Here is a 24941-nt window from a genome sequence, read left to right on the forward strand (position 1 = left end):
GCCCGGCACCTTCGGTGCTATTCGGGCGCAAGGGGGTGGGCTTGGTAGGTGCGGTGAAGGCGATTGTCAGAGGGGTGCGGGGTGAGGCGTCTTAGGTGAGGCTTTTTACCTGTCGTCCGGGGAAATTTTCCGGCTTTTCGAGCAGTCGCGCCTGCCCGTCCTCAGCCACATCCCGCCCGGCGCCAGTCATTACGACTGCCACGCCATCCAGTCAAAGCGCCTCGCCAGCCCCCCTTACCGCGGCCGTCCCAAATCAAACGCCTTCCGCATGAGCGTCGGCAGGTCCCCCGGGCGGAATGCCTCGGGCGGCACGAACTCCCCGCGCTCCGGCGCGCGGTCCATGGGCACCAGCGCCACCTTCAGGGTCAGGCGCAGGTGGAAATGGGTGAAAGTGTGCCGCGCCTCCTCGGGCAGGGTCTTCCATTCCGCGCGGATCGGGGCGGCCTCGCCGGGCAGAGGCGTCTCGATGTCCACCCAATCGGTGCCGGGCCAGCCGAGCATCCCGCCCAGAAGCCCGGTCTCGGGCCGGGTCTCCAGGAGCCAGGCGCCGTCCACGCGCCGCGCGAGATAGGCGATGCCGTGGCGCACCGGCTTGCGCTTCTTGGGCGCCTTCTTCGGCAGCTCGGCCTGGGTGCCCGCCGCCCAGGCCGCGCAGGCCCCGCGCCAGGGGCAGAGCCCGCAGAGCGGGTTGCGCGGCGTGCAGACCGTGGCGCCGAGGTCCATCACCGCCTGGGCGTAATCGCCGGGTCGGGCCGTGGGCGTCAGCGCCTCGGCATGGGCGGTCAGAAGCGGCTTGGCCTGGGGCAGCGGCACATGTTCGTCAAAAAGCCGCGCCATGACCCGCTCGACGTTGCCGTCGACCACGGTCTCGGCCCGGTCGAAGGCGATGGCGGAGACGGCGGCGGCGGTATAGGGGCCGATGCCGGGCAGGGCCAGAAGCCCCTCGCGGGTGTCGGGGAAGACGCCGTCGTGTTCCTGAGCCACGGCGCGGGCGCATTTCAACAGGTTGCGCGCCCGGGCGTAGTAACCCAGCCCCGCCCAGGCGGCCATGACCTCGGCGTCCTCGGCGGCGGCCAGATCGGTGACCCGCGGCCAGCGCGCGGTGAAGGCCTCGAAATAGGATTTGACGGCGGCCACGGTGGTCTGTTGCAACATGACCTCGGAGAGCCAGACCCGGTAGGGATCGGGCCGCTGCCCCCGGGCCCGGTCGGCGGGGCCCACCCGCCAGGGCATCACCCGGGCGTGGCGGTCGTACCAGTCGAGAAGCTCCTGCGGCAGCAGCGCGGTATCGGCGGTTTCACGCACGGATCAAGTCCCTTTGATCTTGTGGCCGGCGCGGCTGGGGTGGCGCTGGCCGCGCGGGTGTCTAGTATATCCGCCAGGAGTGGAGTCCAACCATGACGCGACAGCGCAGCACCACGCGGGGCTTCCAGCAGACCGCGAGCCTGCTCAAGACCTCGATCCGCCGCGCCACCGAGACGCGCGGCTTCTCGCAGTCGCGGGTGCTGACCCACTGGGAGGAGATCGCCGGGCCGGAAACCGCCCGCATCGCCCGCCCGGTCGAGGTGAGCTACGGCCGCGGCGGGCTGGGCGCGACGCTGGTGCTTCTGACCACCGGCGCCAATGCGCCGCAGCTCGAGATGCAGAAAGAGCAGATTCGCACCCGGGTGAACCAGGTCTACGGGTTCAACGCGATCCAGAAGGTGCGGATCACCCAGACGGCGCCGACGGGCTTCGCCGAGGGGCAGGTGCGCTTCGCGCCCGCGCCCAAGGCCGAACCCGCGCCGCCCGATCCCAAGGTGATCGCCGAGGCGCAGGATCGTGCCAGCGACGTGGGCGACGAGGGGCTCAGGGTTGCGCTTGAACGTCTGGCGACCAACGTTCTATCCCGAAATCGAAAACCGGGCTGAGGCCCGCGACAGAAAAGGTGACGTGAATGAAACGGATGATTTCCGCGACCGCGCTTGCGGCGGTGCTGGGCCTCGGCGGCTTCTGGGCGCTCGAGCGGATCGGCGCGCCGGCCTCGCCCGAGTTCGACCTGCCGGGCGCCGCCCAGGCGCAGGACGACAGCGAGGATGCCGCGCCCACGGGCACGGTCCAGGAGATGGTGCTGGGCGCCGAGGACGCGCCGGTCGAGGTGATCGAATACGCCTCCTATACCTGCCCGCATTGCGCCAGCTTCCACGAGAACGTCTTCGACCGGATCAAGGAAAACTACGTCGAGACCGGCCAGGTGAAATTCGTCTACCGCGAGGTCTATTTCGACAAATACGGCATGTGGGCCTCCCTGGTGGCGCGCTGCGGCGGCAACACCGACCGCTTCTTCGGGATCACCGACATGATCTACGAGACCCAGTCCGAATGGGCCCGCGCGGGCTCGGATGCGGCCATCGCCGACGGGCTGCGCAAGATCGGCAAGGTGGCGGGGCTGGATGACAGCCAGCTCGAGGCCTGCCTGACCGACGGCGACCAGCTGCGCAGCCTGGTGGAATGGTACCAGGAGAACGCCGAGGCCGACGGCATCCGCTCGACCCCGAGCTTCATGATCGACGGCGAGCTGCATTCCAACATGAACTACGACGACTTCGCCGAGATCCTCGACGAGAAGATCGCCGCGGCGGAATGAGCGTCTCGGCTCCGGATGGCCCGCTGGCCGGGCTGAAGGTCGTCGAGCTCGCGCGGATCCTGGCCGGCCCCTGGGCCGGCCAGACGCTGGCCGATCTCGGCGCCGAGGTGATCAAGGTCGAGGCCGCTGCAGGCGATGACACCCGCCAGTGGGGCCCGCCCTTCATCGAGCGCGAGGGCGACCGCTCGGCCGCCTATTTCCACTCCTGCAACCGCGGCAAGCGCTCGGTGGTGATCGACCTGCGCACCGAGGAAGGCCAGGCGGAGCTGCGCGCCCTGGTCGCCGAGGCCGACATCCTGATCGAGAACTTCAAGGTCGGCGGGCTGGCGAAATACGGCGCGGATTACGCGTCGCTCTCGCAGGTCAATCCGCGGCTGATCTATTGTTCGATCACCGGTTTCGGGCAGGACGGGCCCTATGCCCATCGCGCGGGCTATGACTACATCATCCAGGGGATGTCGGGGCTCATGTCGATCACCGGCGACCCCGAGGGCCAGCCGCAGCGCGCCGGCGTGGCGGTGACCGATCTCTTCACCGGGCTCTATTCGGTGGTGGGCATCCTCTCGGCGCTCGAGCAGCGTCACCGCACCGGGCGCGGGCAGCACATCGACATGGCGCTGCTCGACTGCGCGGTGGCGGCCACGGCGAACCAGGCGATGAACTACCTCGCCACCGGCACGCCGCCCGGGCGGACCGGGAACTACCACCCGAACCTGACGCCCTACCAGGTCTTCGACGTGGCCGACGGGTTCATCATCATCGCCACCGGCAATGATGCGCAGTACCGGCGGTTGTGCGGGCTTCTGGGGCTGGAGGAGATGGCCGAGGCGCCCGAGTTCCTGACCAATGCCGACCGGGTGGCCCACCGCGAGGAGATGATCCGCCGGCTGAGCGAGGCGACGCTGCGCTTCTCCAAGGCCGAGCTGCTGGCCGCCTGCGAGGCCGAGGGCGTGCCCGCCGGGCCGATCAACGACATGGCCGAGGTCATGGCCGACCCGCAGGTCGTCGCGCGCGGGCTTCAGATCGCCCCCGAGGGCCTGCCCGGCGTGCGCGCGCCCTTCCGGTTCTCCGACGCCGAGCTGGTGCTGGATCGCGCCGCGCCGAAGCTGGGCGAAGGGTGAGGGGGGCTGTTCGTGGTTTGGGTCAGGCAATGTCCTCACCACCCCTCGCGCCCGTCTTGCGCCCGAATAGCATCGAAGATGCCGGGCGCGCGCCGGACCGGCCCCTTGGGCCGGCGCTCCTTTGGATGGCGCGCTTAGATCGCAGCTCGTCCTGACCTTGCTGGGATAAAGCGCCTCGCTCAGAGGGCAGCAGCGCCGGCCCCCGGTCCGGCGCGCGCCCTCTGTTGGGGAGGGTGTCGACCGGGCTTGGGCGCAGTTTGAGAGGCCGGTGCAATGCCGGGCGACGCGCGTTCTCGACGGATTTGCCGTTCTGTTGGGGCGTTACTGCAAAGCCCGGCCCCCTTCTGCGTCTGTGGGCTGACGTTGCCCCCCTTGCGCCCGAACAGCATCGAAGGTGCCACGCTGAGGTCAAGGCGCCTCCTTGCGCCCGAATAGCACCGAAGGTGCCGGGCGCGCGCCGGACCGGCCCGATGGGCCGGCGCTCCTTGGAGTGGCGTGCCTAGCTCAAAGCCAGCCCTGACCTTGCTGGGATAAAGCGCCTTGCTCAGAGGTCAGAAGCGCCGGCCCCCGGCCCGGCGCGCGCCCTCTGTTGGCGAGGGTGTCGACCGGGCCTGGTCGCAGTTTGAGAGGCCGGTGCAAAGCCGGGCGACGCGCGCCCTTTGTTGGGAAGGCCGAGAGGGTGGTGACCCCGGCGTCTTTTCTTTGGGAAGGGGAGAGCCGCGGAGGATGGCCGTGCCTTCTCTTCGGGAGGAGACGTGGAACGAAGGCCGAGAACGCGCGCCGTCCGCATCGCCACCCCCCGCACACACCACCCCCTACCCAAACGTCCCATGGCAGAACCAGCCCGAGGACAGCAGGCCGCCGTGGGCGTAGAACAGCCAGAGCCGCTCGCCGCGGTCGGTCTCCACCTGCCAGTAGTCGCGCTGGCCCGAGCGCCAGTCGGGCTCCTCGAGCCACCATTCGGGCGCGATCCGTTCCGGGCCGGTGGCGCCGCGGGTCTCGTGGTCGCGGCCGCGCCAGCGGAAGCGCCCTGGCAGATGCGGCGCGTCGGGGGCCTGCACCGGCTCGGGCCGCCAGAGCCTGAGCGGCCGGGGCACCGGCGGTTCGGGCCAGCCCGGGGCGGGCTCGGACCAGGCGGCGGCCAGGGTCAGCGCGGCCTTCTCGGGGATATGGCTCGAGGCCGGGTGGCGCCGGGTGATCGCCTCGAGCCCGAGCCGCGCGCCGAGCCGTCCGATCAGGTCCTCGAGCGCGGTATCGGCGCTGAGCTTCTCCGAAACCCGCCGCCCGGCATCGAGATGCCCCGCGGGGCTGCGCGCATGCACCGGCTCGTGGGTCAGCACCTCGAGGCGCAGCATGTCGATGCCGAAGCCCGCGTCGATCTCGGCGACCTTCATCGCCAGGAGCGGGCGCAGCCGGGCGGGGTCCTGGGCGGGCCGGGCGAGGCCGACCACGGCCCAGTCCATCGACTGGTCGGCGCGGTAAGCCTCGAGCCGCACCCGCCGGGCGCCGCGCCCCTGCCGGCGGAGCTTCTCGCAGAGCGGCGGCAGCAGCCGGTCGAGCCCGGCCAGGAGGTCGGCCTCGAGCCCGATCGGCTCGGGCAGGGTGAGGCGGATCGAGAAGCGCACCGGCGGGGCGGCGGGCGTGATCGGCTCGGGCGCGGCGCCGAGCGCCTGGTCGAGCCGCCCCACGAGCCCGGTGCCGAAGCGCCGCGCGAGGCTGGCGCGGGGCTGGCCGGCCAGGTCGCCGATCCGCCGCAGCCCGAGCCGCGAGAGGCTCTCCACCGTCTCGGGCGGCAGCCGGAGCGCCGCCACGGGCAGGGGCGCGAGCGCGCCGTAGGTCTTGCCCGGGGCGGCGATCCTCTCGCTGCCACTCCGGGGGGTGCCGGCCTGGGGCGTGCCGACCTGGGGCGCCGCGCCGCCGCGCTCCCAGTGGCGCCGCTTGCCGGCCCGGGCCCGGGTGGCGCGGGCCTCCTGGTCGATGGCGTCGCCGCTGCGGTGGCCCTCGGCGCGGCGGCCGCCGTAGCGCGCCAGCGCCCAGGCTGCGCCCAGGGTGTCGGCGATGCCCGCGCGCAGGCTGAGGCCGAGGTCGGCGCAATCCTCCTCGACCTGGGCCAGGAGCGCCGCCTCGCCGCCGAAGAGATGCGCGCAGCCGGTCAGATCGATGACCAGCGCGTCCGGGGCCTCGCGGGCGACCCAGGGCGAGAACTTGCCCGCCCAGCGGTGCAGGGTGCCGAGAAAGGCCGCCTCGCGGTGCGGGTTGGCCAGCCGGGTCAGCAGGTCGGCGCAGGCGGCATGGGCGTCACGCAGCGGCTGGCCGGGATAGAGCCCCTCCGCCGAGGCGCGCGGCGAGAGCGCCGCCAGGAGCTGGGCGTTGCCCTGCTCCTCGACGGTGGCGAAGGGCACCTGCCCGAGATTGGGGTCGCGGCGGATCAGCCGTTCGGCCCCCAGCCGGGGGAACCAGAGGGAGAGGATGCGTCGGTTGGGCATGGCAGGCGGCAGCATGTGTTCGTGCTTTGTTCTTTATAGGGCGAGTCGGCTGCGGGGTCGAGTCAGGGGGGTGTGGGAGGGGCGTGGCTTCGAATTGCGGGCTTGCTTGCGGGGGCTGGGCCCCATGCGGCGCTCCGCTGCCACGGGCCCGCATCTCTCGAGCCCCGCTTACCCAAGCGCCCCTCTTGCGCCCGAATAGCATCGAAGGTGCCGGGCGCGCGCCGGACCGGCCCCTTGGGCCGGCGCTCTTTGGGGTGGCGTGCTTAGTTCGGCCCTAGCCCTGACCTTGCTGGGATAAAGCGCCTCGCTCAGAGGTCGGCAGCGCCGGCCCCCGGTCCGGCGCGCGCCCTCTGGTGTGACGGGTTTCGACCGGGCAGGGGGCGCGCGGTGTCTTTGAGGAGGGTGCGTCAGGCTCCGGGCTGGGGCCATCCGGCTACGCGCCATCTGGCCAAGCGCCTTCCGGCGCGCGCCCGCGCTCCCCGAGCCCCAATCACCTCACCCGCAATACACCCGGGTGATCACGCCCTCCGCGTCGAGCGCGATGTTCAGCCGGCTTTCGGAGTAATCCATGGTGACCATGTCACCGGGCCTGATGATCCGGGCGTCGAGGTCGGCGGGCAGGGTCACGGCGGCGAGGGGGCTGCCGAGCAATGCGCGGTAGCCCTCGGCGCCGCAGGCGTCCGCGTCGGGAGACCCGGGCTCCTGCAGGCCGTCCCCGGGCGCGCCACCCGGCGCACCGGGGCGCGCACCGGGCCCGCCATCGGCCACCTCCTCACCCCCGGGCACCCCCGGCGCCCCCACCACCGTGCCCCCCGGCGCGCAGGCGGCGAGCAGAAGCGGCAGAAGCCAGGCGAGGCGCGGCGCGGTCTTCGGTTGCATGGGCGCTCCTTTCGGCACAATCTCTGCCCCGATTGAACATCAGGAGGCCCTCCATGAAAACCCGCGCCGCCGTCGCTCTCGAAGCCGGAAAACCACTCGAAATCATGGAGGTGAACCTCGAAGGCCCGAAGGCCGGTGAAGTGCTGATCGAGGTCAAGGCGACCGGCATCTGCCACACCGACGAGTTTACCCGCTCGGGCGCCGACCCCGAGGGCATCTTCCCCGCGATCCTCGGCCACGAAGGCGCGGGCGTGGTGCTCGAAGTGGGCGAGGGCGTCACCAGCCTGGAGCCGGGCGACCACGTCATCCCGCTCTACACCCCGGAATGCCGCGAATGCGCCTCGTGCCTCTCGGGCAAGACCAACCTCTGCACCCGGATCCGCGCCACCCAGGGCCAGGGCAAGATGCCCGACGGGACGACGCGCTTCTCGATGGCGGACGGCACGCCGATCCACCACTACATGGGCTGCTCGACCTTCGCCAATCACACCGTCCTGCCGGAGATCGCGCTGGCCAAGGTGCGCAAGGACGCGCCCTTCGACAAGATCTGCTACATCGGCTGCGGGGTGACCACCGGCATCGGCGCGGTGATCAACACCGCCGGCGTGGAGATCGGCTCCACCGCCGCGGTCTTCGGCCTCGGCGGGATCGGGCTCAACGTGATCCAGGGCCTGCGCATGGCCGGCGCCGACAAGATCATCGGCGTCGACATCAACCCCGAGAAGAAGGCCATGGCCGAGAAGTTCGGCATGACCCATTTCGTGAACCCCAAGGAGCTCTCGGGCACCGTGGTCGAAGAGATCGTCGCGCTGACCAAGACCGATTTCGACCAGATCGGCGGGGTGGATTATTCCTTCGACGCCACCGGCAACGTGCAGGTCATGCGCGACGCGCTGGAGTGCACCCACCGCGGCTGGGGGCAGTCGATCATCATCGGCGTGGCGCCGGCGGGGGCGGAAATCTCGACCCGGCCCTTCCAGCTGGTCACCGGGCGGGTCTGGAAAGGCACGGCCTTCGGCGGCGCCAAGGGCCGGACCGACGTGCCGAAGATCGTCGACTGGTACATGGACGGCAAGATCGAGATCGACCCGATGATCACCCATACCCTCAGCCTCGACGAGATCAACGAGGGCTTCGAGCTGATGCACGAGGGCAAGTCGATTCGCGCGGTTGTGACCTTCTGAGCCGTCTTTGCACTTGCGCCCCGGGGCCCGGCTGGCATGACCGGCGGACCCCGGGGGCAAGCGCCGCCGGACCCCTGGAAGGAGCCCCATGATGACCCGTTCCCTGAGCCTGACCCTCGCGCTGGCCTTCACCGCAGGCGTCGCCCTCGCCCATGAGGGCGTGAAGGATCCCGACGTCATGGCGCGGATGGAGCTGATGGAGGACATCAAGGCCGCCACCGCCCGGATCGACAAGATGCGCCGGGGCCAGGCGCCCTTCGACGCCGGGAAGGCCGCCGCCGACCGCGCGCTCCTGGTCGAGAAGGCCGAGGCCATCCCCGACGCCTTCGCGCGCAAGGCCGAGGACCCGAAATCCGAGGCGCTGCCCGCGATCTGGACCGATTGGGACGATTTCACCGCCCGCGCCGAGGAGATGGCCGCAGCCGCCGCCTCGATGCGCACCGGCTCGCGCCAGGCGCTGACCGGCAGCTTCGGTGACTATGCCGCGACCTGCCGGGCCTGCCACGAAGACTTCCGGATGCCCTGATGCCCGAGACCGCGCCCCAGTTCACGCCCCAGACCGCGGCCCTGCGCCTGCGCCCCTATTCGGAGGGCGATGCCGAGCCGCTCTGGCGGATGCTGGAGCCGGTGTTCCGCGCCGGCGAGACCTATGCGATCGAGCCCGACATCTCGCGCGCCGAGGCGCTGGCCTTCTGGACCGGCGACGGCAACCGGGTGAGCCTCGCCGAGGATGCGGACGGCGCGATCCTCGGCAGCTATTTCCTGCGCCCCAACAAGCGCGGCGGCGGGGCGCATGTGGCCAATGCCGCCTTTGTCACCGCGCCCGCCGCGCAAGGCCGGGGCGTCGCCCGGCAGATGCTCGCCCATGCCGAGGCCGCGGCCCGCGCGGCGGGCTTCCGGGCGATGCAGTTCAATTTCGTGGTTGCCGAGAACACCCGCGCCGTTGCCACATGGGAGCGGGCGGGATACGCGGTCGTCGGGCGCCTTCCGGGCGCTTTCCATCATCCCTCGGCCGGCTATGTCGACGCCCTGGTGATGATGAAACACCTCTGACCCGACAGGAGGCCACATGGCCGAACCGAACCCGCTGCTTGCCGTGCTGATCGACGCGGACAACACCTCGCCGAAATACGCCCGCGCGCTCTTCGACGAGATCGCCACCCTGGGCGAGGCGAGCGTAAGGCGGCTCTACGGCGATTTCTCCAGCCACCAGATGTCGGGCTGGTCCAAGGTCGCCGCCGAGTTCGGCCTGGTGCCGCACCACCAGCCGGCCAATACCGTGGGCAAGAACGCCTCGGACATCGCGCTGGTGATCGACGCCATGGACCTGATGCACTCGGGCCGTTTCGACGGCTTCGTCTTGGTCTCTTCGGACAGCGATTTCACCCGGCTCGCCTCGCGGCTGCGCGAACAGGGGCTCGAGGTCTACGGCATGGGCATGAAGAAGACGCCCGACGCCTTCCGCAAGGCCTGCAAGCGGTTCATCTTCCTGGAAAACATCGACGCCGCGGCCGAGGCGGCGAAATCCGGGCAGCGCGACACCAAGGCCACCGGCAGCCTCGAGGAAGCGCGCAACCTGATCTTCAACGCCATGGATGCGATCGAGCAGGACGACGAGTGGTACACGCTGGGCCAGCTCGGCCAGTATCTGACCGCCGCCAACCCCGATTTCGACACCCGCACCTACGGCAAGCGCAAGCTCTCGGACCTGATCTCGGACCTCAAGGTCTTCGAGACCAAGCGCTCGCAGGGCAACCAGATGCTGGTGCGGCGGCTCGACTGAGGCTCAGGCCCGGGTGCCGTAGCGCGCCATGAAGGTGCGCACGGCCTCGGTCACATTGGCCTCCTTCTCGGCCTCGCTCACATCGCTGCGGATGTTGAAGAGCCGCGCCATGAAAAGCCGCGCCTTGCAGAGCTCGCCGAACTGATGCGCGGCGTGTTCGCGCTGGTCCTCGGGGATCTCGAGGTCGCCGCGCGCGATGGCCAGGTCGAAAAGCGTCAGAAGCGCCTCGACGAAGTAGACCGGGCCGCAGCGCCAGAATTCCTCGGCGAGCGCGGGGAAGCGTTCGGCCTCGGCCAGGCACATCCGGCAGTTCTGGATCGCGAGCGGCGAGAAGACGATCTCGACGAAGGTGCGGCCCGCCTCGTGCAGGAGCGCCTCGGTCGGGCGCGAGCGGTCGAGATGGGTGATCGCCTCCTCGGCCTGGTCGCGGCATTGCAGCCGGGCCACCTCGAGGAAGAGCAGCCGCTTGTCCGAGAAATAGGAATAGAGCGTGGCCTTCGAGACCCCGGCGGCGCGGGCGATGTCATCCACGCTCGCGCCGTCGAAGCCGTCACGCAGGAAGACATCCCGCGCGCCCGCGATCACCTGGTCGTATTTGCGACCCTTGCGGATCGTGTCGAGTGCGGCGTCCATGCTCTCTCCCGCTTTGGGAAAGAACTATAAACTGGGTGGTTCAGTTTCAACAATTCCTGCCCGTATGCCAGTTGCGGCTTTTCAGTAACTCTGTGTCCCGGAAGGCGCTTGCGGCGCCGGCACCGTGGGGGCGCTTTCGGGGAACCAGAGGTTCGGGATGTCGGGTGCCGGGATGCCGGCCGAAGCGGCCGAGGCAAGGGTGGCGGCGGCGATCAGGGAAAGGAACGTGCGCATTTTGGCCTCCTGTGGGTTCGTGAAGCTGAAATGAACAGTGCAGTTCACTTTTTCAAGTATCTGCTGAACTGATCGGTTCACGTTTTCGGGTTGTGCGGGGATCTGGCGGGGTTAGATTAGAATCGTTCTAAACAAAAGGCTGCCGCCATGCGCTTTCTCCCGCACCGCCGCCGGTTCCGCGACCTCTCCGAGAAGGAGGTGCTGGCGCTGGCCATCTCCTCGGAGGAGGACGACGCCCGGATCTACCGGATGTATGCCGAACGCCTGCGCCCGGAATATCCCGCCAGCGCCCGGGTCTTCGACGGGATGGCCCAAGAGGAGGACGGCCACCGCCGCCGGCTGATCGACCTTTTTGCGGCGCGCTTCGGGCAGGTGATCCCGCTGCTGCGCCGCGAACATGTCGCGGGCTTCCACCAGCGCCGCCCGCATTGGCAGGCCGAGACCATGAGCCTCGAGGCGATCCGCAGCGAGGCCCGCGAGATGGAGCGCGCCGCCGAACGCTTCTACCGCGAGGCCGCCCGGCGCTGCAGCGATGCCGACACGCGGCGGCTCCTGGGCGACCTGGCCGCCGAGGAGGCCCAGCACGAGGGCACCGCCGGCGCGCTCGAGGCTGCGCATCTGCCCGAGGAGGTGCGCGCCACCGAGGACGACAGCGCCCAGCGGCAATTCGTGCTGACATGGGTGCAGCCGGGGCTGGCGGGGCTGATGGACGGCTCGGTCTCGACCCTGGCGCCGATCTTCGCCACCGCCTTCGCCACCCAGGACACCTGGACGACCTTCCTTGTGGGTCTTGCCGCCTCCGTCGGCGCGGGCATCTCCATGGGCTTCACCGAGGCCGCCTCGGACGACGGCGAGCTCTCGGGTCGCGGCGCGCCCTGGAAGCGCGGGCTGGCCTCGGGGGTGATGACCACGCTCGGCGGGCTGGGCCATGCGCTGCCCTATCTGATCCCGCATTTCACCACCGCCACGGCCATCGCTATCGTGGTGGTCTTCATCGAGCTCTGGGCCATCGCCTGGATCCAGAACCGCTACATGGAGACGCCCTTCCTGCGCGCGACCTTCCAGGTGGTCCTGGGCGGCGCGCTGGTCTTCGCGGCGGGCGCGCTGATCGGCTCAGGTTGACGCCGGGCGGGCAGGGTGGTCCTGTCTCGCAACGCGACGGAGGAGAACGCCATGCCCAAGGACGACCAGCCGGTCTACACGCCCCTGCCCCTGCCCGACCGGGTGCAGCTGCCCGCCGAGCAGTCCATCGCGGCGGCGGAAGCCTTCCGCGACTACATGAAAAAGCGCCACTCGGTGCGCGACTACGCCGAGACTCCGGTGCCCGAGGCGGTGATCCGCGCCTGCATCGAGGCGGCGGCGACCGCGCCCTCGGGGGCCAACCGCCAGCCCTGGCACTTCGTGGCGATTTCGGACCCGGCGATGAAGGCCCGCGTCCGCGAGGGCGCCGAGGAGGAGGAACGCCAGTTCTACGGCGGCGGGGCGGGCGACGCCTGGCTCTCGGCGCTGGAGCCCATCGGCACCGGGGTGGAAAAGCCGCATCTGACCACCGCGCCCTGGTTGATCGTGGTCTTCGCCGAACGCTGGGGCGTCGACGCGGAAGGCGAACGCTACAAGAACTACTACGTCCCCGAAAGCGTCGGCATCGCCACGGGCATGCTGATCACCGCGATCCATCAGGCCGGGCTGGTCTGCCTCGAGCATACGCCCAACCCGATGAAGTTCCTCAACGAGATGTGCCACCGCCCCGAGCGCGAGAAGCCGGTGATGATCCTGCCGGTGGGCTACCCTTCCGAAGAGGCCACGGTGCCGCAGGCCGCCAAGCGGAAGAAACCGCTCGACGAGGTGATGACGCTTTTCCCCGCGGGGCCGTCGCCCCGTTGACCCCGGGGCGACGCGCGCGCAGTTAGCGGCTCATGCTGGCGATCCTTCTCAAGACCCTGCCGTTCTTCGCCCTGATCGGGCTCGGCTACGGCGCGGCCAAGACGCGGTTCTTCACCGAGGAGGCCAGCGCCTATCTGACGAAGTTCGTCTTCTACTTCGCGCTGTCGGCGATGCTCTTTAGGTTCTCGGCGAACCTGTCCTTCAGCGAGATCTTCGACCCCTGGCTGGCGCTGGCCTACCTCTGGGGCACGGCCTTCGTCTACGGCGTCGGGCTGATGGTGGCCTTCTGGCGCCGGGTGAAGATCGAGACCGCCGCGATCGAGGCGCAATGCGTGGCGATCGGCAACACCGGCTTTCTCGGCGTGCCGATGCTGGCGCTTCTTCTGGGCGAGGCTTCGGTCGGGCCGATCATCCTGCTTCTGTCGATCGACCTGATCATCTTCTCCTCGGCGCTGGTGATCCTGGTCGAGGGCTCGCGCGACGGGCGGATGTCGCTCGGGGTGCTGCGCACCATCGGGCTGGGGCTTCTGAAGAACCCGATGATCGTCTCGATCACGCTGGGCATCTCGGTGGCGGCCTCGGGCTGGCAACTGCCGGTGCCGGTGAACGAGTTCGTCACCATCCTCGGCAATGCCGCGACGCCCGGGGCGCTTTTCGCCATCGGCGCCTCGCTGGCCTCGAAATCCGCCGAGCGGCTGGTGATCGCGGGCTGGCTGAGCTTCGGCAAGCTGATCCTGCATCCGCTCTTCGTGGCGCTGGGCACGCTGGTCCTCTTCCCGGTCGAGGCCTATCCGGCGGCGGTGGCGATCTCGGCGGCGGCGCTGCCGGTCGCGGGCAATGTCTTCATCCTGGCCCAGCACTACGGCACCTCGCCGCAGCGGGTCTCGGCCTCGATCCTGATCTCCACGGCGGCCAGCATCGTGACCGTCTCGGCCTGGATCGCCTGGGTCACCGGCTGACCCCTTGCCGGACCCGCGCCGGGCCGGTAGCCAAAACCGCAAAGCCGCTTGAGCGAGGGATCGACAGATGCAGACGAAATCGGAAAACCGCGCCTTCGGAGGCTTCCAAGGGGTCTACAGCCACGCCTCGGAGGCCTGCGGCTGCGAGATGACTTTTGGGCTTTTCCTGCCCGAGGAGGCGGCGACCGCGCCGGTGCCGCTGCTGTGGTATCTCTCGGGGCTGACCTGCACCCATGAGAACGCGATGACCAAGGCCGGCGCCCAGGGCTGGGCGGCCGAACACGGGGTGGCGCTCTGTTTCCCCGACACCTCGCCGCGCGGCGCGGATGTGGCCGACGACGAGGCTTTCGACCTGGGCCAGGGCGCGGGCTTCTACGTCAACGCCAGCGAGGCCCCCTGGGCGCCGCATTACCGGATGTGGGACTATCTCTCCGAGGAGCTGCCGGCGCTTCTGGGCGCGGAATTCGCGCTCGACATGGAGCGGCAGGCGATCACCGGGCACAGCATGGGCGGCCATGGCTCGCTGACACTGGCGATGCGGCACCCCGGGCGCTACCGCTCGGTCTCGGCCTTCGCGCCGATCGCCAATCCGACCGAAAGCGACTGGGGGCGCAAGCAGTTCACCGCCTACCTCGGTGCGGAGGAGACGACCTGGGCCGCGCATGACGCGACGCTCCTGATGCGCGAGACGGGCTTCGACGGCCCGGTGCTGATCGACCAGGGGGCCGCCGACGACTTCCTGCCGCTCCTGCGGCCCGAGGCCCTGTCTGAGGCCATGGCCGCGCGCCGGCAGGAGGGCAGCTTCCGGATGCAGAAGGGCTATGACCACAGCTACTTCTTCATCTCGAGCTTCATGGAAGAGCATGTCGCCTTCCACGCCGAGGCGCTCTATCGGTGAGCGCGCTTTACGTCGACGCCGATGCCTGCCCGGTCAAGGATGAGGCCGAACGGGTCGCCACCCGCCACGGGGTGCGCATGTTCCTGGTCGCCAACGGCGGGCTGCGCCCCTCGCGCAACCCGCTGGTCGAGGTGGTCGTCGTGCCCGAGGGCCCGGATGTCGCCGACATCTGGATTGCCGAGCGCGCGGGCCGGGGCGACGTGGTGGTGACCTCGGACGTGCCGCTGGCCGCGAAATCCGTCGCAGCCGGGGCACAGGTGCTCGCGCCCGACGGCACACCCTTCACGGAAGCCAATATCGGTGCCAAGCTCGCGGCGCGGGATCTCGCGGCGGATCTGCGCGCCGCCGATCCCTTCCGGCAGGGCAGCGGGCGCGGCTTCTCCAAGAGCGACCGGGCGCGGTTCCTCGACGGCTTGGAACGCGCCATGCGGCAGGCAGCGAAGGAGGCAGGCTGATGCAGCCACAGGCGGTGGTCTTCGACATCGGCAACGTGCTGATCGAATGGCAGCCCGAGCGGTTCTACGACGCCCGGATCGGGCCGGAACGCCGCAAGCGGCTGTTCTCGGAGGTGGATCTGCACGGGGTCAACGACGCCGTGGACCGGGGCGGGGATTTCCGCGCGCTGGTCTATGCCGCCGCCGAGGCCAACCCCGGCTGGGAAGACGAGATCCGGCACTGGCACGACAGCTGGTCGCGCATCGCCGGGCCCGAGATCCCGGCCTCGGTCGCCACGCTGCGCGCGCTGCGGCGCCGGGGCGTGCCGGTCTTCGCGCTGTCGAACTTCGGCATCGGCCCCTTCGAGGTCGCCCAGGAGGTCTGGCCCTTCCTGACCGAGTTCGACCGGCCTTACATCTCGGGGCACATGGGCATGGCCAAGCCCGACGCCGAGATCTACGCCGCGCTCGAGGCCGACAGCGGCGTCGCGCCCGGCGGGCTTCTCTTCACCGACGACCGGGCCGAGAACATCGCCGCCGCCGAGGCGCGCGGCTGGCAGACCCATCTCTTCGAGGGCCCCGAGGGCTTTGCCGCCCGGTTGGTGGACCTGGGCCTGCTTGCGCCCGAGGACCTGGCATGAGCGCCCCCGCGGTCATCCCCTTCGCCGAGGGCGAGGCGGCGCTCGACTGGCTGGGCCTCTGCGCGGCTTTCGAGGCGGGCCACGCCCGCCCCCGCGCCGAGATCGCCGATACCTTCCTCTACCGCGGTGAGGACACGCTTCTGAACCGCGGCGCCTGGATCGACGGGCTGGGCCTCGCGGTGAAGGCGGCGACCATCTTCCCGGGCAATACCGCCGCCGGGCAGCCCGCGGTCAACGGCGCGGTGAACCTCTTTTCCGACACCACCGGCATGCTCGAGGCGGTGGTCGATTTTCACCTGGTGACCAAGTGGAAGACCGCCGGGGACAGCCTCTACGGCGCGCGGATGCTGGCCCGGCCCGAGAGCCGCGAGATCCTGATCATCGGCGCGGGCACCGTCGCGCGCTCGCTGATCGCGGCCTATGGGGCGGGCTTCCCCGAGGCGCGGGTGACGATCTGGAACCGCTCGCCCGCCCGGGCCGAGGAACTGGCCGCCGAGGTGCCGGGCCTGCGCGTCGCCACCGACCTCGAGGCCGCGGTGGCCCGCGCCGACATCATCGCCACCACGACCATGGCCAAGGAGCCGGTCCTGCGCGGCGACTGGCTGCGCCCGGGCCAGCACCTTGACCTGATCGGCGCCTATCGCCCCGACATGCGCGAGGTCGACGATGCCGCGCTGACCCGCGCGCGCATCTTCGTGGACAGTTTCGACACCACGCTGGGCCATATCGGCGAGCTGAAGATCCCGCTCGAGGCGGGCGTGATCTCGCGCGCCGACGTGCTGGGCGATTACTACGACCCCGGCGCCTTCACCCGTGCGACCGAGGACATCACCATCCTCAAGAACGGCGGCGGCGCGCATCTCGACCTGATGTGCGCGCGCTACATCTACGAGGCCTGGCGGGGGGCGTGATGGGCTGGGCGCTTCTCCTCCTCGTCCTGGTGCTGGCGCTGCTGCCCACCCTGCGCGAGAGGATGCGCCGCCCGATCACCGAGGCCCAGCGGCAGGCGGCCCCCGGCGAGGTGCTGGAGCTGTCGCGCGGGGCCACGCAGTGCCGCTGGTCGGGCCGGGTGCGAGGGCCGGTGGCGGTCTGCGTGCACGGGCTGACCACGCCCTCCGAGGCCTGGGACGGCTTCACCCCCTATCTCGAGGCGGCGGGCTTCCGGGTGCTGGTCTACGACCTCTACGGGCGCGGGCTCTCCGATGCGCCCGCCGGGCGGCAGGACCTGGCCTTCTTCACCGACCAGCTGCGCGAGGTGCTCGACCACTACGGGCTGACCGAGGATGTCACGCTTTTCGGCTATTCCATGGGCGGGCTCATCGCCGCGAAACTGGCCGGGGAGGAGCCGCAGCGCTTCCGCCAGGTGGCGCTGGTGGCGCCCGCCGGGCTGGGCATGCCCTTCTCGCCCGCGCAGCGCTTCGCCATGCGCTGGCCCTGGATCGGCGACTGGGTCTTCCAGGTGCGCTACCCGCGCGCCCATGCCGCCGCGCTCCGGGCCGGGCAGACCCCCGAGGAGGTGCTGGCCGTGCAGCTCGCCCAGCTCGACCGGCGCGGCTTCGTGCCCGGGGTGCTCTCGAGTCTGCGTCACACGCTGGCCGATCCCGCGCCGCAGGTCTTCTCGCGGCTGGCGGCCACCGGGCTGCCGGTGCTGGCGGTCTGGGGCGGGGCCGACCGGGTGATCCCCGTCGCCTGCATGGGTCGGCTCGCGCAATCGGTGCGCCGCGCCCACCAGGAGGTGCTCGAGGAGGCCGACCACGGGCTGCCCTTCACCCATCCCGAGCCGCTGGCGCGCGCCATGGCGCGGATGATGGACGAGCTGCGCCTCAGGCCGTCGCGGGGGTGATCCGCGGCCCGCGGTCCTCCTTCACGCCCAGGTGCACCAGCGCCGAGACCGCGCCGACACCCACGCCGACCCACCAGACCATGGTGTAGCCGCCGGTCAGATCGTACATCCGCCCGCCCAGCCAGACGCCGATGAAGCTGCCGAGCTGGTGGCTGAAGAAGACGATCCCGTAGAGCGTGCCCATGTAGCGCAGACCCCAGATATGCGCGACCAGCCCCGAGGTCAGCGGCACCGTCGCGAGCCAGAGCGCCCCCATGACGGCACTGAAGACCAGGACCGAGACCGGCGTGATCGGCAGCATGATGAACAGCGCCGCGGCGATGGTCCGCCCGGTGTAGATCGCCGTCAGCAGGTATTTCCGCGGGAAATGGTTGCCGAGCCAGCCCGCCACCAGCGTGCCCGCGATGTTGAAGAGCCCGATGAGCGAGATCGCCACCGCCCCCAGCGCCGAGGTCGTGGTGATCCCCACCGAATGCAGCACCCCGCCCTGCAGGATCGGGCCGCACATCTCGGTCACCAGCGCGGGGAAATGCGCGGTCACGAAGGCGAGCTGGTAGCCGCAGGAGAAAAAGCCGATGAAAATCAGCGAGAAGGAGGGATCGCGCAGCGCCTTGCCGAGGATATGGCCCATGCTCTCTTCCAGCTCGCTCTTCGAGGCCTGCGGCGCGCGGATCATCGGCAGGCACAGCAGCACCGCGAGGATCGCCGCGGCGAAGAGCAGGAAGACCTCCTGCCAGGCCATGAAGCCCAGCATCCATTCCGCCAGCGGCGCACCGAAGACCTGGCCCGCGCTGCCCGCCGCCGTGGCGATGGCCAGCGACATGGAGCGGTTCTTGTCCGAGGAGGCGCGGCCCACCACCGCGAGGATCACCCCGAAGCCGGTGCCCGCGACGCCGAAGCCCACCAGCACCTCGAGCGCCTGGTGCGCCTCGGGCGTGGTCGCGAAGGACGACAGCACCAGCCCCACCGCGTAGGTGATCGCCCCGAGCACGATCGCCAGCCGGTCGCCCAGCCGTTCCGCCATGGCCCCGAATAGCGGCTGGCCGATGCCCCAGGCCAGGTTCTGGATCGCGATGGCGAGCGAGAACTCCGAGCGCAGCCAGCCGAACTCCTCGGCGACGGGGATCTGGAAGACCCCGAAGCTCGCGCGGATCGCGAAACTCACGAGGATGATGATGCAGCCGGCGACAAGCACGGGCGTGATCAAGGGCGCGGGACGGTCCATGGGCGGGCTCCTTTGGCCCGGAAATACCCCGCGTCGCCCGGACGGGCAATTTTTCGATTGTCACCGATACGATTCGCGGGGGGGCGCCCGGCCTCGCAAGTGGCGCGCCGATCAGGGCACCCGGGGTGCCACGCCGGTCAGGGCGCCGCGAAATCTCTCCTGCGCCCGCCAGCTCACCAGGCGTTCAGTCCCGCCAACCTCCCGAATGAGGCACGGCCCCGCCGGTGCCCCTCACGCCCGCATGTGGCGAGCGCGGGCGCCGCGTTCGATGGCGGCGGCGTGCAGGCGGTCGATGTCGAGCTCGTAGCGGATCTCCTCGAGCAGGCGCAGCTCGGGGTCGGTCAGCGTGCCGTCGGCGGCGGCCACGTCGCAGGCCAGGGCATAGGCGGTCTCGTTCAGCCGCTCGGGCAGGGCCTCGCGCAAGAGCCCGAAGAGCGCGTCGAGCCCGTCTTCCTGGTCGAAGAGGTCGAAGACGCTCTGCGAGACGTTCTTGATCCGGTCGACGTCGAAATCGGTGAAGACCGGCAGAGTGGTCACGATCGACTGGATCTTCACCAGTTCGGTGGTGCGGATGTTCTCGTCCGAGGCCGAGACCGCGACCATCAGCGCCACCAGGGCGTCCTGCGGTGAAAACGAATGTTCGATCGAATCTTGCATGTGTCGGTCCTTGCCGGAGGGGAACTTTTGCCTGCGTTGAAAATATTGACCCCGATCAAGCGCCGCAATAGGTAGCGGGCGCTCGAGAGAGCCCCATTTTCCCCGCCTGCGCGGGGTCTTGCCAATCAAGGAGCAGACGAGATGTCGGAGTTTCGCGACGCCGCGATGAATTCGAAGGCCTGGCCGTTCGAAGAGGCACGCCGTCTGCTCAAACGCCACGAGGCCGGCAAGAGCCAGAAGGACCACATCCTGTTCGAGACCGGCTACGGCCCCTCGGGGCTGCCGCATATCGGCACCTTCGGCGAGGTGGCGCGCACCACGATGATCCGCCGCGCCTTCGAGGCGATCTCGGATGTGCCGACCCGGCTGATCTGCTTCTCGGACGACATGGACGGCATGCGCAAGGTGCCCGACAACGTGCCCAACCCCGAGATGCTGCGCGAGCACCTGCAGAAGCCGCTCACCTCGGTGCCCGATCCCTTCGGCACGCATGAGAGCTTCGGCCATCACAACAACGCCATGCTGCGGCGTTTCCTCGACACCTTCGGCTTCGAGTACGAGTTCTACTCGGCCACCGAATACTACAAGTCCGGCGCCTTCGACGAGGTGCTCCTGCGCGCCTGCGAGCGCTACGACGACATCATGGCGGTGATGCTGAAGTCGCTGCGCGAGGAGCGCCAGCAGACCTATTCGATCTTCCTGCCGCTGCACCCCGAGACCGGCCGCGTGCTTTACGTGCCGATCAAGCATGTCGATGCCGCCAAGGGCGAGATCACCTTCGACGACGAGGACGGCCGCGAGTGGACCCTGCCGGTCACCGGCGGCCAGGTGAAGCTGCAGTGGAAGCCCGATTTCGGCGCGCGCTGGGCGGCGCTGGGCGTCGACTTCGAGATGTATGGCAAGGACCATTCCACCAACACGCCGATCTACGACCGGATCTGCGAGATCCTCGGCGGCGCCAAGCCCGAGCATTTTACCTACGAGCTGTTCCTCGATGCCAACGGCGAGAAGATCTCGAAGTCCAAGGGCAATGGCCTCTCGATCGACGAATGGCTGACCTATGCCTCGACCGAGAGCCTGGCCTATTACATGTTCCAGAAGCCCAAGACCGCCAAGCGGCTGTCCTGGGACGTGATCCCCAAGGCGGTCGACGAATACCACCAGCAGCTGCGCGCCTACCCGGGCCAGAGCCCCGAGCAGCAGGCCGCGAACCCGGTGTGGCACATCCACGGCGGCGCGGTGCCGGCCTCGACCATGGTGGTGCCCTTCGCGATGCTTCTGAACCTGGTGTCGGTCTCGGGCGCCGAGAGCAAGGAGACGCTCTGGGGCTTCATCCGGCGCTACGCGCCCGAGGCCTCGCCCGAGGGCAACCCGGATCTCGACCAGGCCGCGGGCTTCGCGATCCGCTACTACGAGGACTTCGTGAAGCCGGGCAAGACCTACCGCGCGCCGGACGAGACCGAGGCCGCCGCGATGCGCGACCTGGCCGAGCGGCTGCGCGCCCACGAGGGCCCGCGCGACGACGAGACGCTGCAGAGCCTGGTCTTCGCGGTCGGCAAGGAGCACGGCTTCGAGCCGCTGCGGAACTGGTTCAAGGCGCTCTACGAGGTGCTGATGGGCGCGAGCCAGGGCCCGCGCTTCGGCGGGTTCATCGCGCTTTACGGCGTGGAAGAGAGCGTGGCGCTGATCGAGAAGGGCCTGGCGGGCGAGCTGGGGTGATTTTGGCGGGGCTTTGGGGGGCGGCGTGGCGTGATGGTGCTGCACCGCTGACAGTCGCGCGCACCGCCCAAATCCCCGCGCCCCCTTGCGCCCGAACAGCACCGAAGGTGCCGGGCGCGCGCCGGACCGGCCCGATGGGCCGGCGCTCCTTGGGGTGGCGCGCATAGCTCACCCCTAGCCCTGACCTTGCGTGGATAAAGCGCGTCGCCCAGAGGTCAGCAGCGCCGGCCCCCGGTCCGGCGCGCGCCCTCTGGCCGTGCGGGCCGATAGGGCGGCATGGCGCTCCCTGTGCCGACCTTTCGCTGCACAACGCTAATCCTCAGAACGCCCACGGCGGGTTGTCCGCTCCCATCTGCCAGCTGGCGGGAGGGGCGGCGAGGGCAGAGCGCGTGGCTTCTGCACGTGGTCTTCTGGCCAGCCGCCAGCACCAGCGTGCTCCGGTTCAGCCAGCCCCCCTTGCGCCCGAATAGCACCGAAGGTGCCGGGCGCGCGCCGGACCGGCCCCTTGGGCCGGCGCTCCTTGGGATGGCGCGCATAGCTCACCCCTAGCCCCGACCTTGCTACCATAAAGCGCGTCGCCCAGAGGTCGGCAGCGCCGGCCCCCGGTCCGGCGCGCGCCCTCTGGCCGTGCGAGCCGATTGGGCGGCATGGTGCTGTCTGTGCCGACCGTCCGCTGCACAACGGTAACCCCCAGAACGCCCACAGCGGGTTGTCCGCTCCCATCCGCCGACACACCCCATGCGCCGATGCATCCCGCACCACATCCGCCATCGCGCCCCGACACCCCCCCGAAACTCCCCGGCTCGCCGGGCCGTGACTTGGGGACGGGCGGAGACGCGCTATCTCTCCTCCCACCCCGAGGAGAGGAGGACCCATGATGCGCCTGCGCATTCTCGCCCCGCTCGCCGCGCTCTGGCTGGCCCTGCCGGCCTGGGCGCAGGATGTCCTGGCCCCCGAGCCCGGCATCGAGGCGGTGATCTCGAAACAGATGGAGGCCTTCCGCGGCGGCGATGTCGCGGGCGCCTTCGAATACGCCAGCCCGATGATCCGCGGCATCTTCCGCACGCCCGAGATGTTCGGCCGCATGGTCGAACAGGGCTACCCGATGGTCTGGCGCCCCGACAACATCGACTTCGGCGCGCTCAGACAGATGGACGGGCGGCTCTTCCAGCGCGTCATCGTCACCGACGAGGGCGGGCGGCTGCATGTCCTCGAATACCGGATGCTGGAGACCGAGGGCGGCTGGCTGATCGACGGCGTGCAGATCCTGCCGCAGACCGGCGTCGCGGCCTGAGCCAAACCGCGCCCCGGCCCGCCCCGAAGGCCGCAACGCGCGCCGCCCCAAGGCCCGGTTAACCAAGGGCTCGCTATCCCTGTCCTCCCGCGCGGTGCCGCCGCGCGGCCTGCCAAGGAAGGGGACAGCGATGAACAAGGCGATCACCGAGGGCTGGGACCTGATGCCGCCGCCCTTTGCCGAGGGGCTCGAGGTCTGGTCGCGCCAGGACGGCACGCCGGGCTCGGACAGCTACGCCAGTGCGGCGGGCGCCAGCATCGTGACCGCCGACCAGGACTTCGGCGGCTGCCTCGAGCTTCTGAAGACCGAGGCCACCCAGAAGATCCGCTACATGGGCGAGGTGCCGATCGCGCCGGGCGTCTACCTGCGGGTGCGGACCCGGGTGAAGGTGCTCTCGGGCAGCCTGCCCTCGGTGCGGGTCGCGGCCTGGGCCGGATCCCCGGGCGGAGCGGCGGTGACCGGCATCCCGCTCACCGCCGCGAGCGTCGCGGTGCCGGACTACGGCACCGTGGTGGAGGTCTCGGCGATCATCGGCTCGGGCGCGCGCACCGGCGTCGACATGGTCTGGGGGCCAAGCCCGACATACGGCCATTTCGGCATCGACCTCACGGGCGCGACGGGCGCGCTCGTGCGCGTCGACGACATCGAGATCGAGGATGTGACCTCGGTCTTCCTGCGCGACATGCTGGGCTATGTCGACGTGCGCGACTACGGCGCGCTGGGCGACGGGATCACCGACGACAGCGCCGCCTTCGAGGCCGCCGACGCCGCGACCCAGGGCCGCTCGCTCTTCGTCAGCGCGGGCAGCTACCTCCTGGCCGAGGACGTGACCCTCGACAGCGAGGTGATCTTCGAGGGCCAGGTGACCATGCCCGCCGAGAAGCGCCTCTCGCTGACCAAGAACTTCCGCCTGCCGAGCTATATCGACGCCTTCGGCGACGAGGAGGAGGCGCTGAAGAAGGCGCTCCAGGCGCTGATGAACGACGCCGACCACGAGAGCCTCGACATGGGCGGGCGGCGGGTCTCGCTCTCGGGCCCGCTCGACGTGCAGGCGGCGGTGGCCAACCGCACGAGCTATGCCCAGCGGCGGGTGCTGCGGAACGGCCAGCTGCAGGCCTCGGCGGGCGGCGACTGGGCGGAAAGCGTGGTCACCCGGCAGGCCAGCTATTCCGCCGCCCAGCCCACCCGGCTCAGCAATGTGACCAATGCCGAGGTCATCCCCGTCGGCGCGCTGGTCGAGGGCGCGGGCGTCGGCCGCGAGATCTACGTCCGCGCGGTCAATCCCGCCGCCCAGGAGGTCACGCTCTCGCAGCCGCTCTCGGACGCGGTGGGCACCCAGAACTACACCTTCCGGCGCTTCCGCTACATGCTGGATTTCTCGGGCTTCGAGCGGCTCGACGTTTTCCAGCTCGAGGACATCGAGTTCCAATGCGCGATCGAGGCTTCGGGCGTCATGCTCGCACCCTCGGGCACGGTGATGGTGATCCGCGAATGCACCTTCAACCGGCCGAAGAACCGCGGCATCACCAGCCCCGGCGAGGGCTGCCAGGGCATGTTGATCGAACATTGCCAGTTCCTCAGCCACGAGGGCGGCGAGCTGGTGCAGAACCGCCAGTCCGTGGCGATCAACGTCAACGCCAACGACGTGAAGCTGCGCGATTGCCGGGCCTCGCAGTTCCGCCATTTCGTGGTCGCCTCGGGGGCGCAGAACCTGATCACCGGCAACCATTTCTTCCAGGGCGACGCGGCGGCGAACGGCATCCGCACGGCGGGCATCGTGCTGGCGCTCCGGGCCTGCAACACGCAGATCGCCAACAACTACATCGACAATTGCTTCGTCGAATGGACCAACGAGCGCGAGCCCGAGCCCGATTACGTCAGCGGCTTCGGCTTCGCGGGGCTCTCGATCACCGACAATGTCTTCCTCTGCTCCAAGGTCGCGACGAGCTTCGCCTTCATCGTGGTCAAACCCTATGGCTCGGGGCATTTCCTCAACGGGTTCAACGTCTCGGGCAATACCTTCCGGGCCTCCTCGGGCACGATCGAGCGGGTCGAGCGGCCCGACACCAGCTTCGCGCCCCTGGATTTCGCCAGGATGAAGCGGGTGCGCTTCACCAACAACACCTTCGCCAATGTCGAGAAGGCCGCGCAGAACCCGCTGGTGGTGGCGCATGCCCAGAACACACATGCCGACACCTGGGTGATCGACACCGAGGGCGAGCTGCCCTTCGACGCCTGGGCCGAGGAAGTGGACGCCGTGGTGCATACCTCGCGGCTGCGCAACGCCGCCAATGTGAGCGAATGGTGGATGCCCTATGTCTCGACCCGCGAGGGCGGGGCGAACAACCAGGTCCATCTGATCTACCCCGGCGCGGTGCGGGGTGACGCCAATGTGACGATCCGGATGGATTGAGGTTTGGGCGGGGGGTTGGGGGCGGGAG

At 69.8% G+C, this 24941-nt stretch carries 25 protein-coding genes; 18 read left to right on the plus strand and 7 right to left on the minus strand.

The annotated features are described in order from the left end of the window. Positions 1 to 234: 234 nt before the first annotated feature. The gene (gene mutY, locus LR948_RS16215; protein WP_232755131.1) at positions 235 to 1305 is read right to left on the minus strand and encodes an A/G-specific adenine glycosylase; all 1071 of its coding nucleotides are present in this window, start codon (positions 1303 to 1305) and stop codon (positions 235 to 237) included. A gap of 92 nt (positions 1306 to 1397) precedes the next feature. Here mutY and LR948_RS16220 point away from each other — a divergent pair, with 92 nt between their 5' ends. From LR948_RS16220 to LR948_RS16230, 3 genes are read left to right on the plus strand one after another with little or no spacing between them, the layout of a single operon-like run. Beyond that, a complete protein-coding gene (locus tag LR948_RS16220) occupies positions 1398 to 1910 on the plus strand; it encodes a DUF721 domain-containing protein (RefSeq protein ID WP_232755132.1) in 513 nt (170 codons plus the stop codon). 26 nt (positions 1911 to 1936) lie between these two features. Then, positions 1937 to 2626, plus strand: a complete 690-nt coding sequence (locus LR948_RS16225) for a DsbA family protein (protein ID WP_232755133.1) — start codon at positions 1937 to 1939, stop codon at positions 2624 to 2626. After that, positions 2623 to 3747 carry a CaiB/BaiF CoA-transferase family protein gene (locus LR948_RS16230; protein WP_232755134.1) on the plus strand — a complete coding sequence of 375 codons (1125 nt, stop codon included), beginning with the start codon at positions 2623 to 2625 and terminating at the stop codon, positions 3745 to 3747. Before LR948_RS16225 ends, LR948_RS16230 begins: the two co-directional genes overlap by 4 nt. An 815-nt stretch (positions 3748 to 4562) precedes the next feature. On the opposite strand, the gene LR948_RS16235 is transcribed toward LR948_RS16230, so the two are convergent. Continuing rightward, positions 4563 to 6233 (minus strand): DNA polymerase Y family protein, encoded by a 1671-nt coding sequence (locus tag LR948_RS16235; protein ID WP_232755231.1) that lies wholly within the window; start codon positions 6231 to 6233, stop codon positions 4563 to 4565. Positions 6234 to 6728: 495 nt separating this feature from the next. Beyond that, positions 6729 to 7112 (minus strand): I78 family peptidase inhibitor, encoded by a 384-nt coding sequence (locus LR948_RS16240; RefSeq protein WP_232755135.1) that lies wholly within the window; start codon positions 7110 to 7112, stop codon positions 6729 to 6731. A 53-nt stretch (positions 7113 to 7165) separates the two neighbouring features. Here LR948_RS16240 and LR948_RS16245 point away from each other — a divergent pair, with 53 nt between their 5' ends. The 4 genes from LR948_RS16245 (at position 7166) to LR948_RS16260 (ending at position 10079) form a co-directional block, all read left to right on the plus strand. Further along, positions 7166 to 8296, plus strand: a complete 1131-nt coding sequence (locus LR948_RS16245) for an S-(hydroxymethyl)glutathione dehydrogenase/class III alcohol dehydrogenase (protein WP_232755136.1) — start codon at positions 7166 to 7168, stop codon at positions 8294 to 8296. An 88-nt stretch (positions 8297 to 8384) separates the two neighbouring features. Beyond that, positions 8385 to 8822, plus strand: coding sequence for a cytochrome c (locus LR948_RS16250; protein ID WP_232755137.1), 438 nt, complete (start codon positions 8385 to 8387; stop codon positions 8820 to 8822). Continuing rightward, the gene (locus LR948_RS16255) at positions 8822 to 9349 is read left to right on the plus strand and encodes a GNAT family N-acetyltransferase (RefSeq protein WP_232755138.1); all 528 of its coding nucleotides are present in this window, start codon (positions 8822 to 8824) and stop codon (positions 9347 to 9349) included. Before LR948_RS16250 ends, LR948_RS16255 begins: the two co-directional genes overlap by 1 nt. A gap of 16 nt (positions 9350 to 9365) precedes the next feature. Then, a complete protein-coding gene (locus LR948_RS16260; RefSeq protein WP_232755139.1) occupies positions 9366 to 10079 on the plus strand; it encodes an NYN domain-containing protein in 714 nt (237 codons plus the stop codon). Positions 10080 to 10082: 3 nt separating this feature from the next. On the opposite strand, the gene LR948_RS16265 is transcribed toward LR948_RS16260, so the two are convergent. After that, positions 10083 to 10712 (minus strand): TetR/AcrR family transcriptional regulator, encoded by a 630-nt coding sequence (locus LR948_RS16265; protein ID WP_232755140.1) that lies wholly within the window; start codon positions 10710 to 10712, stop codon positions 10083 to 10085. A gap of 81 nt (positions 10713 to 10793) precedes the next feature. Further along, complete coding sequence (locus tag LR948_RS16270) at positions 10794 to 10946, minus strand: hypothetical protein (protein WP_232755141.1); 153 nt, start codon at positions 10944 to 10946, stop codon at positions 10794 to 10796. 147 nt (positions 10947 to 11093) lie between these two features. On the opposite strand from LR948_RS16270, the gene mbfA reads away from it, so the two are divergent. The 8 genes from mbfA to LR948_RS16310 all read left to right on the plus strand — a co-directional run bounded on the left by mbfA (position 11094) and on the right by LR948_RS16310 (position 17605). After that, the gene (gene mbfA / locus LR948_RS16275; protein ID WP_232755142.1) at positions 11094 to 12068 is read left to right on the plus strand and encodes an iron exporter MbfA; all 975 of its coding nucleotides are present in this window, start codon (positions 11094 to 11096) and stop codon (positions 12066 to 12068) included. A 51-nt stretch (positions 12069 to 12119) separates the two neighbouring features. Further along, a complete protein-coding gene (locus LR948_RS16280) occupies positions 12120 to 12830 on the plus strand; it encodes a nitroreductase family protein (protein WP_232755143.1) in 711 nt (236 codons plus the stop codon). 32 nt (positions 12831 to 12862) lie between these two features. Continuing rightward, a complete protein-coding gene (locus LR948_RS16285) occupies positions 12863 to 13789 on the plus strand; it encodes an AEC family transporter (protein WP_232755144.1) in 927 nt (308 codons plus the stop codon). Positions 13790 to 13856: 67 nt separating this feature from the next. Next, entirely contained in the window at positions 13857 to 14687 is an 831-nt protein-coding gene (fghA, locus tag LR948_RS16290) for an S-formylglutathione hydrolase (protein ID WP_232755145.1), read from the plus strand. Then, the gene (locus tag LR948_RS16295; protein WP_232755146.1) at positions 14684 to 15142 is read left to right on the plus strand and encodes a YaiI/YqxD family protein; all 459 of its coding nucleotides are present in this window, start codon (positions 14684 to 14686) and stop codon (positions 15140 to 15142) included. The genes fghA and LR948_RS16295 overlap by 4 nt, the downstream gene beginning before the upstream one ends. Further along, positions 15142 to 15762, plus strand: coding sequence for an HAD family phosphatase (locus LR948_RS16300; RefSeq protein ID WP_232755147.1), 621 nt, complete (start codon positions 15142 to 15144; stop codon positions 15760 to 15762). Before LR948_RS16295 ends, LR948_RS16300 begins: the two co-directional genes overlap by 1 nt. After that, positions 15759 to 16673, plus strand: coding sequence for an ornithine cyclodeaminase family protein (locus tag LR948_RS16305; RefSeq protein ID WP_232755148.1), 915 nt, complete (start codon positions 15759 to 15761; stop codon positions 16671 to 16673). Before LR948_RS16300 ends, LR948_RS16305 begins: the two co-directional genes overlap by 4 nt. Further along, positions 16673 to 17605: an alpha/beta fold hydrolase gene (locus tag LR948_RS16310; RefSeq protein ID WP_232755149.1), complete on the plus strand. Its 933-nt coding sequence runs from the start codon at positions 16673 to 16675 to the stop codon at positions 17603 to 17605. Before LR948_RS16305 ends, LR948_RS16310 begins: the two co-directional genes overlap by 1 nt. On the opposite strand, the gene LR948_RS16315 is transcribed toward LR948_RS16310, so the two are convergent. Further along, positions 17586 to 18830, minus strand: coding sequence for an MFS transporter (locus LR948_RS16315; RefSeq protein ID WP_232755150.1), 1245 nt, complete (start codon positions 18828 to 18830; stop codon positions 17586 to 17588). The two genes, LR948_RS16310 and LR948_RS16315, sit on opposite strands and share 20 nt — an antisense overlap. A gap of 231 nt (positions 18831 to 19061) precedes the next feature. Continuing rightward, positions 19062 to 19487 (minus strand): tellurite resistance TerB family protein, encoded by a 426-nt coding sequence (locus tag LR948_RS16320; RefSeq protein ID WP_232755151.1) that lies wholly within the window; start codon positions 19485 to 19487, stop codon positions 19062 to 19064. A 141-nt stretch (positions 19488 to 19628) separates the two neighbouring features. Here LR948_RS16320 and LR948_RS16325 point away from each other — a divergent pair, with 141 nt between their 5' ends. The 3 genes from LR948_RS16325 to LR948_RS16335 all read left to right on the plus strand — a co-directional run bounded on the left by LR948_RS16325 (position 19629) and on the right by LR948_RS16335 (position 24913). Then, a complete protein-coding gene (locus tag LR948_RS16325; protein WP_232755152.1) occupies positions 19629 to 21206 on the plus strand; it encodes a lysine--tRNA ligase in 1578 nt (525 codons plus the stop codon). 874 nt (positions 21207 to 22080) lie between these two features. Then, entirely contained in the window at positions 22081 to 22500 is a 420-nt protein-coding gene (locus LR948_RS16330; RefSeq protein ID WP_232755153.1) for a DUF4864 domain-containing protein, read from the plus strand. A 130-nt stretch (positions 22501 to 22630) separates the two neighbouring features. Beyond that, the gene (locus tag LR948_RS16335; RefSeq protein WP_232755154.1) at positions 22631 to 24913 is read left to right on the plus strand and encodes a right-handed parallel beta-helix repeat-containing protein; all 2283 of its coding nucleotides are present in this window, start codon (positions 22631 to 22633) and stop codon (positions 24911 to 24913) included. Positions 24914 to 24941: the final 28 nt, after the last annotated feature.

It is taken from the genome of Roseivivax sp. GX 12232 (assembly GCF_021272185.1).
In the GTDB taxonomy this organism is placed as follows: domain Bacteria; phylum Pseudomonadota; class Alphaproteobacteria; order Rhodobacterales; family Rhodobacteraceae; genus Roseivivax.

Bases quoted from the DNA above. Each gene is read 5' to 3' on its own strand.
- LR948_RS16220 (WP_232755132.1), top strand. From the start codon at position 1,398: ATGACGCGACAGCGCAGCACCACGCGGGGCTTCCAGCAGACCGCGAGC.
- LR948_RS16225 (WP_232755133.1), top strand. From the start codon at position 1,937: ATGAAACGGATGATTTCCGCGACCGCGCTTGCGGCGGTGCTGGGCCTC.
- LR948_RS16230 (WP_232755134.1), top strand. From the start codon at position 2,623: ATGAGCGTCTCGGCTCCGGATGGCCCGCTGGCCGGGCTGAAGGTCGTC.
- LR948_RS16235 (WP_232755231.1), bottom strand. From the start codon at position 6,233: ATGCCCAACCGACGCATCCTCTCCCTCTGGTTCCCCCGGCTGGGGGCC.
- LR948_RS16240 (WP_232755135.1), bottom strand. From the start codon at position 7,112: ATGCAACCGAAGACCGCGCCGCGCCTCGCCTGGCTTCTGCCGCTTCTG.
- LR948_RS16245 (WP_232755136.1), top strand. From the start codon at position 7,166: ATGAAAACCCGCGCCGCCGTCGCTCTCGAAGCCGGAAAACCACTCGAA.
- LR948_RS16250 (WP_232755137.1), top strand. From the start codon at position 8,385: ATGATGACCCGTTCCCTGAGCCTGACCCTCGCGCTGGCCTTCACCGCA.
- LR948_RS16255 (WP_232755138.1), top strand. From the start codon at position 8,822: ATGCCCGAGACCGCGCCCCAGTTCACGCCCCAGACCGCGGCCCTGCGC.
- LR948_RS16260 (WP_232755139.1), top strand. From the start codon at position 9,366: ATGGCCGAACCGAACCCGCTGCTTGCCGTGCTGATCGACGCGGACAAC.
- LR948_RS16265 (WP_232755140.1), bottom strand. From the start codon at position 10,712: ATGGACGCCGCACTCGACACGATCCGCAAGGGTCGCAAATACGACCAG.
- LR948_RS16270 (WP_232755141.1), bottom strand. From the start codon at position 10,946: ATGCGCACGTTCCTTTCCCTGATCGCCGCCGCCACCCTTGCCTCGGCC.
- mbfA (WP_232755142.1), top strand. From the start codon at position 11,094: ATGCGCTTTCTCCCGCACCGCCGCCGGTTCCGCGACCTCTCCGAGAAG.
- LR948_RS16280 (WP_232755143.1), top strand. From the start codon at position 12,120: ATGCCCAAGGACGACCAGCCGGTCTACACGCCCCTGCCCCTGCCCGAC.
- LR948_RS16285 (WP_232755144.1), top strand. From the start codon at position 12,863: ATGCTGGCGATCCTTCTCAAGACCCTGCCGTTCTTCGCCCTGATCGGG.
- fghA (WP_232755145.1), top strand. From the start codon at position 13,857: ATGCAGACGAAATCGGAAAACCGCGCCTTCGGAGGCTTCCAAGGGGTC.
- LR948_RS16300 (WP_232755147.1), top strand. From the start codon at position 15,142: ATGCAGCCACAGGCGGTGGTCTTCGACATCGGCAACGTGCTGATCGAA.
- LR948_RS16305 (WP_232755148.1), top strand. From the start codon at position 15,759: ATGAGCGCCCCCGCGGTCATCCCCTTCGCCGAGGGCGAGGCGGCGCTC.
- LR948_RS16310 (WP_232755149.1), top strand. From the start codon at position 16,673: ATGGGCTGGGCGCTTCTCCTCCTCGTCCTGGTGCTGGCGCTGCTGCCC.
- LR948_RS16315 (WP_232755150.1), bottom strand. From the start codon at position 18,830: ATGGACCGTCCCGCGCCCTTGATCACGCCCGTGCTTGTCGCCGGCTGC.
- LR948_RS16320 (WP_232755151.1), bottom strand. From the start codon at position 19,487: ATGCAAGATTCGATCGAACATTCGTTTTCACCGCAGGACGCCCTGGTG.
- LR948_RS16325 (WP_232755152.1), top strand. From the start codon at position 19,629: ATGTCGGAGTTTCGCGACGCCGCGATGAATTCGAAGGCCTGGCCGTTC.
- LR948_RS16330 (WP_232755153.1), top strand. From the start codon at position 22,081: ATGATGCGCCTGCGCATTCTCGCCCCGCTCGCCGCGCTCTGGCTGGCC.
- LR948_RS16335 (WP_232755154.1), top strand. From the start codon at position 22,631: ATGAACAAGGCGATCACCGAGGGCTGGGACCTGATGCCGCCGCCCTTT.